A 13,917-nucleotide genomic window follows, 5' to 3' on the forward strand; every position below is an offset into this window, starting at 1 on the left:
TTAAAGTCATTCACTTAAATCTGATGAAATTCAACCCCCCCCCTCTTGACCTGTCTATTACTTCATAGTCTACAGTGTAGGTAGTGTTATACCGTATAAGCGCAAAATGTTTAAAATTTCTGAACTCGCAAAACTAGTGGGAATGTCTCGCACCGCTCTACTCTACTATAAGAAACAAGGTCTCATTTCAAGTAAACGGCTCGAAAATGGATATAGAATTTATACACAAAAAGAACTTCAACGAGTACGTTTAATTCAACAACTGCTTGCTGGTGGATTGACACTCAGTGAATGCAAAGCGTGCATTGATACTAAAATAGACAGGCAACTATTGAAAAGCCGATTATCCGCGCTCGATACAGAGATTAAAATAAAGCAGCAGTCTCGAAATTTACTTTCAGCGATGCTTGGTGAAGGAGAATTAAAAACTTGGCACGAAGAGCTAAATAAAATTGCACCCGATGCTCACCTAGATTGGTTAATAAAACAGGGGTTTGATGAAAAGGAGGCACTAAAACTTAAATGGCTTTCAAAAGACATTAACGTGCATGATACTTATATATCGGACTTTATGGAGGCTATTCAACCACTTGAACTCTGGGCACCAGGAAGTCGGGAAGATACGCTTGAAGCGCTTAAAAACGTACCTAAATCTATTGCTAGCATTCTGGAAATCGGATGTGGTAAAGGCCATGCAACGCAAACACTGGCAACACACAGCGCTGCTCACATTACCGCAGTCGACAGCGAACAATCAGCGCTCAATGTTCTGCAAGAAAACTTTGAGCGATTGGGTCTGTCAGAACGACTGACTATCGATTGTATCAGTATGACTACACTTGAATATCCAATTGAAAGTTTTGACCTAATCTGGGCTGAAGGCAGTGCGTACATTATGGGCGTTATAAATGCGCTGCGCAGCTGGAAACCTCTGCTTTCCAAACAAGGTATGCTGGTATTTAGCGACTTAGTTTGGTACACAAATTCTCCAAGTAAGAGGGTAAAAGCATTTTGGTTGCAGGAATACCCAGATATGAAAACAGTTTCCGAACGAGCAATTCAAATCAAAGAGTCTGGATACCGATTAGTTGACCACTTCCCACAAAGCGAACTGGCTTGGAAAAACTACTATGGACCACTGGAACGTCGAGTAAAAGTCCTCAAAAGTAATGGCAAGAAATCGAAGGCACTTCAAAACTTAGAATTTGAAATTGAGATTAGTAAACAGAATAAAAATAGCTTTGGATATCACTTCTTTGTTTTATCCAAATAGTGAGAAACCCACATACAAGAGGTTGAAAGCTCGTCAGGTATAAGCGTCCCCTTAAAAATTAATAAATTAATTTAGAATCAAAAAAAGGTTAATAAAGTGATATATTTGAGCGTAGATCATACACACAAAATGAATACTTTAATTTCCTAGCTGGCCGATTTTACAACAAAGCGTTTAAATATACCGAAAAAGTATAATATAATGGTCGAATATGGAGTCAAAAGCTCATTAATATACGTTAAAAATTCACTATAAACACATGATTAAAAGGGAAACTTCGTGAGAAAATTAAGTTCTATCTTATCATTAGTAATGATACTTTTTAGTACCGATGCCTTCTCAGCAAGTCACGTCTACAATGCAAAAATAACCTCTTTGTATTGTGGTTACATCGGGACGACTGAAAATTGCTCGATTAAATTTGATAAGCCAATCTTGCAAAAAGATGCCTGCCACACGAGCGCAGAAAGAATGCACTTTAAAGTAAATACAGATTTAGGTAAAGCGCTTCTAGCATTGGCTCTTGCAGCCCAAGCTTCTAAGAAAAACGTTGATGTTTTCAGCACTGGACAATGCACAATCGCACCCAACATTGTTGATGTAAACTGGATTGAAATTAAAGGTTAAATTAAAACCATAGAAAAATTTTAAGTGAGTAATGTTTGCTTTTTAAACTCGATACAGTATAAGTTTTTTTAGAAAATATTTTACTGCTCAAAAAGCAATCAAATTAAGATTGGAAATATATTATATAACCACTACTCACTTAAAATTGACTATATATTTATATGTACACATAATTTGAGGCAACATCTAGGTTAATTGTCACAACATCTAAATGAATAGTTTTTGAACAATTTTTTCATTCACCTTTTCTTCAATATCACACCATTTTTAGCTCTGTCTATCAGTGTCGTCCGGTGGTATTTATCCTACAGACCTTTGATGTTATGAGCTTAGATAAACTGATAGACATGTGCTCAAGTATCTAAATTCGATTGCCGTGATATGGCAGAGCACTAAATCATACTTTGTACAAAAGTCACTTCTTGATCATCAACTAACACGATTCGTTACGCTTATGAGAGAATTTATAAAATACAATGTTAACATAGGTAATAATATTATTAATGTTGGTACTCAAGTAAAATTACGAAAGTCGTAAAGCTCTTATCTATACCTGTAGTCGCAGCCCTTTTTGTATTGGCCTTTTACCATCAAAAAGTCATTTCAGTTGTGTTACTACCTCAATACATAGAGTGGGCGCATAACATTGAGGATCAAGGACTTAAAATTGGTAAGCAACTTAATGAGAGAAAGTGTTTGGTCATAGCATATACGTTAGAAAAGGATACCATTTAAGCAAGCCTAAATTAGCCCATGAGTTAGTTCACGTATTGCAAATAGAAAGAGCCTGTTTGGACAAAGTTGTATCTCTGCACTTCTCCGATTTAGCACAATACGGCTACAACGACGCGCCATTAGAAGTGGAAGCATTTGAAGCGAATAGAAATTACAGCCAAAGCTGGTGAAATACCAAGGCCGCAGTTGTGGCAACAACGCTAGCTTCATATACAAAATAATTGGCCAATTGACAGAGAAGTAACCAAAAAACACTGCAGAGCAAGCTGCTGATGCAGGCAAAATAGAAGGGGTAACACTTTATGGAAATGTTGAAAGCACGAAAGATATTTAGACTTTTAGCCATTTTTCTAGCACTCCCGTTATGGGTGATAACCACTGTGATATTGTTTGCAATTATGATCGAACAATACAATGGCAGTTATACTTGGCTCTCATTTATCGGCGCACTTTCAGGCGCGTTGGGGTTTTCATATGTGGCCGTCAGGGGTTATATGCCGAGAATACTTTTCGAACTTTTTCGGTTAACGCCATTAAAGTAATTTAAACTCAAGACGCATTGCTTGGAGGCTCATATGCTTGATGCACTCAATAAGAACTCTATAACCAGTATTGCAATCATGCTCCCTAAGCGCTTGCTAGAAGCCCATGGCAAAAAAGCATTCTTTCCTGTTGAAGAAGTACTCTCGACTTTTATGCTGCAGTTTAAAAGTCGGCATAATATTGAATATGCTTATGCCATGTTTTGTTCTGAATCTGACTTTGACACCCTGCAACTAACTTCAATTTATGGCGAATTGCGAGCTGAAATTGCCAAAGTGTGTTTTGAAAGTTGGCCTAGATTTAACTTTGATACATTGCTCGACTATTCAAGTCGTTTCAATCCACGCCAGGACGGCGGTATTTTCGGTCCAAGCGACAGCTGCTCTGATGGCGGTTGTGGTGGAGGTGAATAATAGGCAGCTACTCACATATCATCCGACTTAATTAACCCTCTGACTAAAAATAAGGAAGCATCGTTATGAAAAAGGGGTAAAAGGAGTATTCGTTTGTTTTTATAGTGGTAACTTTCGCACTTATGTGGCCCACATTTCTCCCCTATTTACCAGATACTAACTTCAAGCAAAGCTTAGTAATAATGCAGCACGCCTCAGTTTTTAAAACTATGTTTAGAAGCTGATAATAAAGGCTTTGTCGCAGTCCAATGGGGCTCAGGCAATTCTATTCGAGAAAAGTCAAAGCTAGCTTGGTAGGCTGGAGAGCCAAAATTTATAAAAGTCCAGAATCCGAAAATCGACAATATCATAGCGTTAGCAAAAGAAAGTAACTTTGAGTTTCTCTGGGTGCAAAAAAGCAATACTGCTTGGCTAGTCCGAAAAGCATTTAGCTACAAAACCCCAAAATGGTAGCCAAGAAGGTCTATAGGTCTATGGAAACCCCGTAAAAGAGGATGTTTGCTTACCTAATGTAGATTGTATTGAGCATTTGTATGGCAGCTGGTACGTAATCAGGCATTGAAAAGTACACCAACAATTTTATTTGATAGCGACTTGTATTTCAGCCACGTTCAGAAAGTTTGCAACCACATTACTCTTTACGCAGGAGTGGGTTGACGATTACATCGCCAACCCACTAAGCTACAAAAGATCTGCAATAAACTCAATCGGATGTTTAGGTTTAACACCTTCATATCGCTTTACTTGGCTTCGGCAAGAAAAACCAGTTGCAATTACCTCTTCTGACTTAACATGTTTTTCCCACGACATTTCATACAATTGGCGAGATGCAGATTGGTTCTTAGACTCATGCCCAAATGTACCTGCCATGCCACAGCAGCCGATATTTGGCGCTTCTAGCTCAATACCTAAGCTTTCAAAAATAGACAACCAGGTAGCGCTCGAAGCTCTCGGATTTGTCTCTTCGGTACAGTGGGAAAGTAATTTCAAAGGCCCTTGATAACTAGTCAGTTTGAGCACAGAAAGATCTTGCAGCTTCAGCCATTCATGAATTGTTTGAACGATGTAATCTCCTCGCTGCAACTCTGTTAGTACTTTACGGTACTCATCCTCGTAGACAAAAACGAGAGCCGAATCCAGACCTACCATTGGAATGTTTAAGGTAGAAACGAGCTTTAAAAACTCGCTTGTTTTGAGCGCAGTTGCTTTGAAGTCTTTTAAGAAGCCTTTAACATGCTTGGTTTTGCCGTTTTCATAATATGGCAGTAAAACCGCTTGCTTACCAAGCCGCTCAATAAGCTTAACTGTCGCTGCGAGCAGCTCTGCTTCATAGAAACGTGTAAACGGATCAAGCACGATTAGGACATATTCATCTCTTTGCTGTTGATTAAGCTTACTCAGCTTGGCAAAGTCATATTCAATTGCGTTTAGTTTATGTTGACTCAGTTGCGGTAAATCCTGATAGCCAATCGTTTTTTGCGCCAAATAGTTTGTTAATCGTCCACTAATCATAGGATTAATGACTTTTGCAAAGCGTGACATGATAGGTAGCAGACGTTCAATGTTAGCCACTAAGTAATCTTTAAGGGGCCTGCCATATTTTTGGTGATAAAAATCAAGAAAATAGGCTCTGACATTGGGAATATCCACTTTCACAGGACAGGCATTTGAGCAAGCTTTACACGCCAAGCAAGCATCCATCGCCCTTTTCACTTCATGATTAAACTGCTTAAGCTTTCCTTTATCAGAAATTATCACTTTCGGGCTGCGTGGTTGGTCGTCAAAATATTCAGAAAGCTGTTGTGGTAGCTCAACCCCTTGCTCCGCTTGCAAACGCACCCATTCTTTAAACAGCATCGCACGGCCTTTAGGTGAATCTCTTCTATCCTTAGTTACCTTATAAGATGGACACATCTGAGCTGCTTGAGAATAGTTAAAGCACAGCCCATTGCCATTACAATTTAAGGTGTCCTGAAAGCTCGTTTTTATGTTGATTGGCACTAATGAATCATAGCGCGCCCTTAATGGCCCATTTACTTTGGCTAGCTCAACTTCACTATCCAAAGGCGTGCAAATTTTACCGGGGTTAAGCTTATTACGCTTATCAAAAGCCGTTTTTATTTTGCGTAACTCAAGAAAAAGCTCTGGTCCAAAAAATTGTGGCCCATATTCACTTCTGTACCCTTTACCATGCTCTCCCCAAAATAATCCGCCATATTTTTTGGTTAATTGCGCAACCTGATCAGAAATTGGTTTCAGCATGGCCTGTTGCGAATCGTCACACAAATCTAATGCTGGGCGAACATGCAACACGCCAGCATCGACATGGCCAAACATGCCATAGGCTAGGTTGTAGGAGTCCAATAGCGATCTAAACTCTGTGATAAAATCAGCAAGATTTTCTGGAGGGACAGCTGTGTCTTCGACGAATGCAATCGGTTTTCGAGCACCTTTACTATTGCCTAGCAAGCCTACTGCCTTTTTACGCATTGCATATATTTTTATAATATCAGCCTTATTAACGGTGATCGAGTATGACAATACACCAGACTGTTTGTTCGCAATGAGCAAATCCAACTTCGCCGTCAAAGTCCCTACTTTTTCTTCGATATCACCTTTTTCGGAGCCATTAAACTCCACCATATTTAGGCCGTCCGATGCAATATGGTTAGGAGTTTCTAAAAAGTCCGATACACTGCGCCATATCATATCTTCTCTAGCTAGATTCAGTACTTTGCTATCAACGGTTTCGACAGATGTTGAGTTGGCGCTCACCAAAAACGGAGAATGTCTAAGCGCCGAGTCAAAGTTATCATAGTTAATGTTGACCAAAGTTTTATATGGCTCTATCGGCAAAATATTGAGTTTTGCCTCTGCAACGACCGCCAATGACCCCTCACTGCCGGCAATAATGCGGGTCAGGTCGAAAGATTCAAGATCATCACTGAAGACATTTTTAAGGTCATATCCAGTAAGGAATCTATTCAAATCAGGAAAAACTGAAAGTATTTTTTCTCTGTTTTGCTCACAGCTTGTCAGAACGGTATTTAAAAGCCTACCCGTTCTATCGCTTTGTTTGGCATCTTCTTTTGCTTGTTTCGAAGCGACTTTGTGGGTATTAAGCTCAAATCCATCGGACAAAAAACATTTTAAAGCAAGGAGATGATCACTGGTTTTCCCATACACTAAAGATCCTTGCCCAGACGCATCGGTGTTAATCATACCGCCAATGGTCGCTCGATTACTGGTTGACAAGTCAGGTGCGAAAAAAAATCCATGTGGCCGTAAGAACTCGTTTAGCTGGTCTTTAATAACGCCAGCTTGCACTCTTACCCAGCCTTGTTCAGTGTTTAATTCTAAAATACCGCGCATATGACGGGACAGATCTAAAACTATACCACCAGTCAGTGACTGGCCGTTTGTGCCTGTACCACCTCCGCGCGGGCCAAAATACAAATCGCTAAATTCTGCGCTCTCAGAAGTAGACAGCGCAATCTGTATGTCTGAATTCGACTTAGGAAACAGGACTGCCTTCGGTGTCTGTTGATAAATACTATTGTCTGTAGAATGCACCACTTGAGTTGAGTAGCTGGTATCAACCTCGCCCTCAAACCCCTGCTTTATAATTGAATCTGAATATGCTTTTATCACGTGTTCAGCAAGGACACTTGCTGATTTTTCTCGACCCATGTTTTTTCGCGCCCCACAAAAATGATACAATATAACATATCAAAGCACTTTTGATAGTGCATTAAAATATCGGACGCAGTACGTAAACATACGGCAGATAGCCAACTGCCGCTCGTAAATGCCTGAACACTAAAGTTAACTGAAGTAATAACGGGAGAGTGAGGCTGTTACCACTGACTATATCCCTCAATATTTTTGGCTAATAACTCAAAACATTGATTGTCTCTGGCAATGCACAACCGGTGCTTTCCTTCTGTTGCTGATAGTTCTAGCCATTCCTTTTGTGCCAATTTATTTGCACTAACCCCATTAAAGCTGAGCACTTCGTCACCCACCTTAATGCCAGAACCAAACGCCGCCATATCAGGCATAACATAACGTACTACAAACGCCCCATTAGTGAGTTTGCGAAGCTCCATTCCGAGCAAGTTATATCTCGCTTTAAAGTTCGTGTCGGCATATGGTTTTAAATGTAACTTTAAATTGTGGTAGTCAATCACATAGCTAAAGTGGTTTAGAATAGAGCTGCCTATAACTGACTTTCCATCATCTCCGCCCTCAATAAAGTTAGTTTTGACATGCTTTAATTTCAGGTCTGAAATTTGTAATTGGGGAATTGTCCCGCGATGGTGAATTGTTTGGCCACTTAAACCGAAATCTGAACCGATAACGGTTTTGCCTTTAAAAGTATACCCCTCATCACGTACATAGTAATTGTTCAGTTTGAAGTAGTGTCGACTACCTGTGTCCAATACCACTTCCTGCTCCATCGTTTGGTTGCCACCTAAATCAATTTTACTATCAAGGTATAACTTGCTGAGAAAAACTCGCATAGGTAAGGTAACACCCTGATCATGTCCGTTATAAGACTGGCTTGAGATCTCAATCTTTCCCGCTCTCGGATCAATATGCCAAGCAAAATGCTTCAAAATATCATGACCAAGAACACCATCATATACCGCCTCATCGGGCCTCAAAAAGTATTCACTTTGTGTGACAGGCATATACGCAAAACTGACTCCATCAAACTTCACGTCCCCCAGCTTAATACTCTGTACCTCTGTTTGAAATCCATAGGAATTTTCACCATCACCCCAGCCTCCTAATTCCAAGGGGTAACCCTCTTTCAATGCCAGCGCCTTTACTTTTTCCGAATCTTTTAAGATCGACACAGACGCACCGGTATCCAACATCATTTTAAAGCCAGAAATACCATTGATTGACATGTATACATATGGTTTAACCCCAGTATCAGCTTTCAATTGAGTTTTACTTTTCTTTGCCGACCATTGCGGTTTGATATCATCATTTTCATATTTTAGCCGGACGTAGTTAGCGACACTACACCCACTCAATGCAACAGTACAAACCAAAATGGAGAGTAACTTCATAACACATATCCTTTTAACTATTATGTGCCATTAAGTTACTAGAGAATGTGTGAAGAAAACGTCAAATGGATTACAGGTCGGGATTTTTAAAAAAGTGATAAATTGGCAGAAGCCGACAAACAAACTGGTAATTTATGGATCTCTGACTGAGACAAAAACAATGCGTTGCAAGCTATACCATCAGGGTGCTCTAATGTTTTTACATGCTGACTTACAAACCAACATTTGCAACTGTTCTTTGCCCCTTCTGACTCAAATACATCAGATGGAATGGGGAAACACTCAATCCGAGTTTGTTTCTCAGTACTATTCGTCTCTATCAGTTTAGCCATGCCTAAAAAAAGTAGTGCTGTGATAATTAAACCAAATACGCACATAGCAACATACTTCATATTTTTAATTATACCTCTAGCATTTCTTTGTTGCTCATACGCACCGCTGTAACAAATTAGTTTAACATGTCAAAGTCACCTTCAACCTATCATATTACAATCTAGATTGATTCTATAAAATAGAACGCACTATCCTAGTTTTGCGTTTTTACCCTTTCTTAAACTGATACTAGAATAACCTCATGCTTGTTCAAAATGATGAGTTCTTCGCGAGGTAAAAGGCAGTGGCACAGTTACTTGAAGCAACAACACATGACATCGGCGGTATTGAGGTCAAACGCCTGCTTCCGCATATGAAAAAACGCATGGTAGGTCCGTTTATCTTTTTCGACCACATGGGGCCCACTCATTTTCCTAGGGGACGGGGTATTGAAGTGCAACCTCATCCTCACATTGGGCTGTCAACTTTGACATATTTACTCGAGGGCAATGTTCTACACAGAGACTCACTTGGAAACCACCTTGAAATAGCACCCGGTGATGTCAATTGGATGACTGCTGGCAATGGTATAGTGCACTCGGAAAGAGAAAGCTTTGAAACAAGAGGTGTGTCTCACAGTATTAATGGCCTGCAATCATGGGTTGCTTTGCCTGAAAAATACCAAGACATAGCACCTAGTTTTGAGCATATCAATCGACATGAACTTCCTCAGACAATAAAAGGCGGAGTCATGGCAAGGGTCATAGCAGGACAAGCTTATGGATTAACATCACCTATCAGAACCTATTCTCCCTTATTTTATATCGACATCATTGCCACTAAACAGAGCTTACTAGAACTACCGAGCGCAACCCAAGAGACAGCCATTTACGTTATTTATGGCGAGATTCGAGTCGAAGAAACCCAATATACAGCCGGTGATTTAGTGCTACTAGAAAATTTAGAAAGCGAAGTCGTAGCTATAGAAGACACTAGGGTCATCCTGCTCGGTGGTGACAAGTGGACTTCTGTTCCCCACATACATTGGAACTTCGTATCCTTTAGTAAAGAACGCATTGAACAAGCTAAACTAGATTGGCAAAACGGCCATTTTCCCGAAATCCCCGATGACAACCGAGAATTTGTCCCTTTACCTACAAGGAAATAAACCATGAGACAAAAGATAGAGTTTACCAGCAGTGGAAATACGCTCGCAGGACTATTAGAGCGCCCAAAAGAACATATTAAAGCGGTAGTCTTATTTGCTCATTGCTTTACCTGTGGTAAAGATATTGCCGCGGCATCGAGAATATCAAGGGCGCTCGTGAAACAAAATTATGCCGTATTGCGATTTGATTTCACAGGGCTTGGCAATAGCGACGGAGATTTTGCAAATACTAATTTTTCTTCAAACCTCGACGATCTTCGAGCCGCGTCAGATTACTTAAGAGAATCGTTATTTGCACCGCAAATTTTAATAGGCCACAGTCTTGGCGGTGCAGCTGTGATAGCTGTGGCCAATCAAATTCCCGAAGTAAAAGCGGTTGTTACGATAGGCGCCCCAGCAAATGCTGAGCATGTCACGCACAATTTTGCTGCACATATTGAACAAATTAGCCAATGCGGTGAAGCACAGGTTCAACTAGGAAAGCGAACTTTCAATATTAAAAAGCAGTTTCTTGAAGACTTGAACGAACAAAGTCAAAAGCAATCAGTAATTAAAAACAAAGCATTACTGATTATGCATAGCCCAATTGATGATGTTGTTAGCATTGAACAAGCAGAGTCCATTTACGTCAATGCCAAACACCCAAAAAGTTTTATCTCGTTGGACGATGCAGATCACCTGTTAACACGCTCCACTGATGCTGAATATGCTGCTACGGCAATTACTGGCTGGGTGGACAAGTATATTGTGCCCCACCCAGCTCCAAACGCACAAAAAGTGCTCCACGGTGAGCTCGTCGTTAGAGAAAAAGACCATAAGTTTACGTTAAGTGTTTACAGCGATAGCCACTCTTGGCTTGCCGATGAGCCAATAAAAGTCGGCGGAAAAAACCTTGGACCGGATCCTTATGAACATTTATTGGCAGCCTTAGGCACTTGTACTGTCATGACCATGAGAATGTATGCTAATCGCAAAGGCTTACCTGTGGAAGACATCAAAATCACTCTAACGCATCAGAAAAACTACCATGACGATTGTGAAAACTGTGACAGTAAAAACAACTACACAGAGGAAATTACCCGCCACATTGAAATAAAAGGCCCAATAGACGATGCACAAAGGCAAAAATTACTTGCTATCGCAGATAAATGTCCTGTGCATAAGACACTTCACAATACGGTGCAGGTAAAAACTCAGTTACTTATTTAGCGTTAATTTTACGGCTGCCGAGCCGATGAGAGCTTGTATCGTGCCACCTAAAAAGCCACCACAAAGTCAGTAGTGGCTTTTAATATCAATGAAAAGCTTTATAAATTGAGTTGTGATTCATTCAAGTCAAGTGGGTAGACTTTGGAAATTTTATCTTCTTTGGTACATTTGATAGCTATTTTCATTGATGGTGGTGTCTGAGTTTTTCGGCAAGATACAAACTGCGCCTTCATGCCAAATTTATGTTTGTAATCAGCAACGACTGCATCAATCTTGGTTCGCATTGTTGGAGTAGCTTTAGCGTAGAGCGCATTATACAGTTCGACCCACTCTTTAATCCCCGACTCACTTGCAACACCCAACCAACCCATTCCGATTAAAGTCGACTGCTCTAGATGTTGGCCTTTTAAAAACATAAACGCTAAATAATACTGTGCATCTTTATAGCCCCAAGTAGCAAGTTCCCCGAGCTCTTCATACGCTCTGGCATAGTGCCCTTGCTGATAAAGCTTTATGCCATTGCGCTCCTGTTTATGGATCGCATCAATATCTTTGACGATAGCTCTATTTGATTGACACGCTGGCAATACAACTGCAATTAGTATGGTTATCAATAATTTATACATGTACGCTGCTTTTAATTTCATTGTATTTTGAATATTGAACTTATGTTACCTGTCATGGCTAAAATTAAAACATAAAACTATCAATAACTAAAATAAAACTGCTGAAATAAAAAAGCGGCGGGACACACCCCCACCGCTTTATTCTACACACTCTCTTCTTTCGAAGATAAAGGAACATAAGTATGCGAATACTTTGAATATTAACGATATTTTATTACAAAATAACGAAAATATTGGATACTTTTTAAAGTCTTATACCGCCATCGATTTCTACGACTCGACCAGTGAAAAACTCATTCTCGATAATGAATTGAGCAGTATGTGCAATCTCTTGCGCTTCGCCTAAACGACCAACCGGTTTCATTTTAACCAAACGGTCTTTTGCTTCAGGTTTCATGGCATCTGTCATCTTTGTACGAATAACACCTGGTGCAATCGCGCCCACACGAATACCGTAGCGACCAAGCTCTTTAGCCCATGTTGTAGTCATTGCTACAACACCAGCCTTAGCTGCAGAGTAATTAGTTTGGCCGATATTACCAGCGCGCGCCACACTCGACATGTTAATAATCACACCACCTTGATCTGCCTCAATCATTTTCACAGCCGCCTCACGACCACAAAGGAATACACCTGTTAAGTTTACATCCATCAATGATTGGAACTGGTCAAGTGACATCTTATTGACTACTTCACCTTCTTTGACTTTAACAAACAAGCCATCGCGTAGAATACCCGCATTATTGATAAGTACTGACAGTGAGCCAAAATCCTCAACAATTTTGTCGAAGACTTCTTCAACATTGCTTTCAATACTTACATTTGCAACATACGTTCTAACGGTTACATCAAATTGGCTTAGCTCTTCAACTGCCGCCTGCAAAACTTCTTCTTGCATATCTACTAGGGCAAGGTTTGCGCCTAAACTCGCCATTTTGTGCGCCATTGCAAGACCTAAACCTTGTGCGCCCCCAGTAATAACAACCGTTTTATTTTCTACATTCATAATTAAATTTTAAACCTTTACGTTTTAAGACTTTTCAGAGAAAAGTTTAAATATCGCACTGAAATCTTCCGCCCCTTTGCCTTGGTTTTGCATCAGGTTATAGAGATTTTTAGCTAGTGCGCCCATTGGGGTGGCTGAATTTGTCTGCTGAGCTGCTTGCATTGCAAGTCCTAAGTCTTTTGCCATCAAATCCACCATAAAACCCGGTTTGTACTCATTAGAAGAAGGAACATTGTCCAGTACATTCGGGCATGGGTTATACACTTCAAGTGTCCAATTGCGCCCAGAGCTATTAAGCATAATTTCGCTTAATACTTTGGGGTCTAAGCCGTGATCTACACCCATTTGGAGTGCTTCGCTGGTCCCTGCCATTAAAATTGACAGCAGCATATTATTACAAATTTTTGCGACCTGCCCGGCACCTATGTCCCCAGCGTGATAGATGTTTTTACCCATATCTTTCAACACTGTGTGCGCTTTGGCAAAATCTTCGTCGCGTCCACCAACAATGAAAGTCAATGTCCCAGCAGCAGCTCCGGCCACACCCCCAGACACTGGAGCGTCAACAAAAGATACACCCGCGTTTGCAAGCTCTTTGCCTACAAACTGAGCTGACTCTGCATCTATTGTCGAACAGTCAATAACCAGTGCCGACTTACTAAGGTAGTTGATTAATCCATCTTCGCCAGTATAAATTGAACGAACATGTTTACCTGCAGGCAGCATGCTGATCACAAAGTCAGCGTCTGTACATGTATCTGAAACTTTGGATGCTGAATGAGCACCTTGTTCAACTAGTTGATTTACAACTTCTTCGTTAAGGTCAAATACTGTTACTTGGTGGCCTGCTTTAACCAAATTTGCAGCCATTGGGCCACCCATGTTGCCAAGGCCAATAAATCCTACTTTTGCCATTTTTTATTT

General features: G+C 40.4%; 11 protein-coding genes. 5 read left to right on the forward strand and 6 right to left on the reverse strand.

The features are described 5' to 3' along the window. Positions 1-106 precede the first annotated feature (106 nt). The 3 genes from N475_RS11445 (at position 107) to N475_RS11465 (ending at position 3,591) form a co-directional block, all read left to right on the forward strand. Complete coding sequence (locus N475_RS11445) at positions 107-1,273, forward strand: MerR family transcriptional regulator (RefSeq protein WP_063365318.1); 1,167 nt, start codon at positions 107-109, stop codon at positions 1,271-1,273. Positions 1,274-1,552: 279 nt separating this feature from the next. Beyond that, a complete protein-coding gene (locus N475_RS11450) occupies positions 1,553-1,900 on the forward strand; it encodes a hypothetical protein (RefSeq protein WP_063357750.1) in 348 nt (115 codons plus the stop codon). Between the two features lie 1,310 nt (positions 1,901-3,210). Further along, positions 3,211-3,591 (forward strand): DUF6559 family protein, encoded by a 381-nt coding sequence (locus tag N475_RS11465; RefSeq protein WP_063365319.1) that lies wholly within the window; start codon positions 3,211-3,213, stop codon positions 3,589-3,591. 681 nt (positions 3,592-4,272) lie between these two features. Here the strand turns inward: N475_RS11465 and ydiJ are convergent. The 3 genes from ydiJ to N475_RS11480 all read right to left on the reverse strand — a co-directional run bounded on the left by ydiJ (position 4,273) and on the right by N475_RS11480 (position 9,064). Next, positions 4,273-7,281 carry a D-2-hydroxyglutarate dehydrogenase YdiJ gene (gene ydiJ / locus N475_RS11470; protein ID WP_063365320.1) on the reverse strand — a complete coding sequence of 1,003 codons (3,009 nt, stop codon included), beginning with the start codon at positions 7,279-7,281 and terminating at the stop codon, positions 4,273-4,275. Positions 7,282-7,448: 167 nt separating this feature from the next. Further along, entirely contained in the window at positions 7,449-8,672 is a 1,224-nt protein-coding gene (locus tag N475_RS11475; protein WP_063357746.1) for an aspartyl protease family protein, read from the reverse strand. Positions 8,673-8,758: 86 nt separating this feature from the next. Further along, positions 8,759-9,064: a hypothetical protein gene (locus tag N475_RS11480; protein WP_063357745.1), complete on the reverse strand. Its 306-nt coding sequence runs from the start codon at positions 9,062-9,064 to the stop codon at positions 8,759-8,761. 224 nt (positions 9,065-9,288) lie between these two features. On the opposite strand from N475_RS11480, the gene N475_RS11485 reads away from it, so the two are divergent. Beyond that, positions 9,289-10,152, forward strand: a complete 864-nt coding sequence (locus tag N475_RS11485; RefSeq protein ID WP_063357744.1) for a pirin family protein — start codon at positions 9,289-9,291, stop codon at positions 10,150-10,152. Positions 10,153-10,155: 3 nt separating this feature from the next. Then, positions 10,156-11,361, forward strand: a complete 1,206-nt coding sequence (locus N475_RS11490) for a bifunctional alpha/beta hydrolase/OsmC family protein (protein ID WP_063357743.1) — start codon at positions 10,156-10,158, stop codon at positions 11,359-11,361. A 98-nt stretch (positions 11,362-11,459) separates the two neighbouring features. Here the strand turns inward: N475_RS11490 and N475_RS11495 are convergent, their stop codons facing one another. The 3 genes from N475_RS11495 to mmsB all read right to left on the reverse strand — a co-directional run bounded on the left by N475_RS11495 (position 11,460) and on the right by mmsB (position 13,908). Beyond that, positions 11,460-11,987, reverse strand: coding sequence for an outer membrane protein assembly factor BamD (locus N475_RS11495; RefSeq protein ID WP_063357742.1), 528 nt, complete (start codon positions 11,985-11,987; stop codon positions 11,460-11,462). 244 nt (positions 11,988-12,231) lie between these two features. Continuing rightward, positions 12,232-12,993, reverse strand: a complete 762-nt coding sequence (locus N475_RS11500) for an SDR family oxidoreductase (protein ID WP_063357741.1) — start codon at positions 12,991-12,993, stop codon at positions 12,232-12,234. A 24-nt stretch (positions 12,994-13,017) separates the two neighbouring features. Then, positions 13,018-13,908, reverse strand: coding sequence for a 3-hydroxyisobutyrate dehydrogenase (gene mmsB / locus N475_RS11505; RefSeq protein WP_063357740.1), 891 nt, complete (start codon positions 13,906-13,908; stop codon positions 13,018-13,020). Positions 13,909-13,917: the final 9 nt, after the last annotated feature.

It is taken from the genome of Pseudoalteromonas luteoviolacea DSM 6061 (genome assembly GCF_001625655.1).
Taxonomy (GTDB): Bacteria; Pseudomonadota; Gammaproteobacteria; order Enterobacterales; family Alteromonadaceae; genus Pseudoalteromonas; species Pseudoalteromonas luteoviolacea.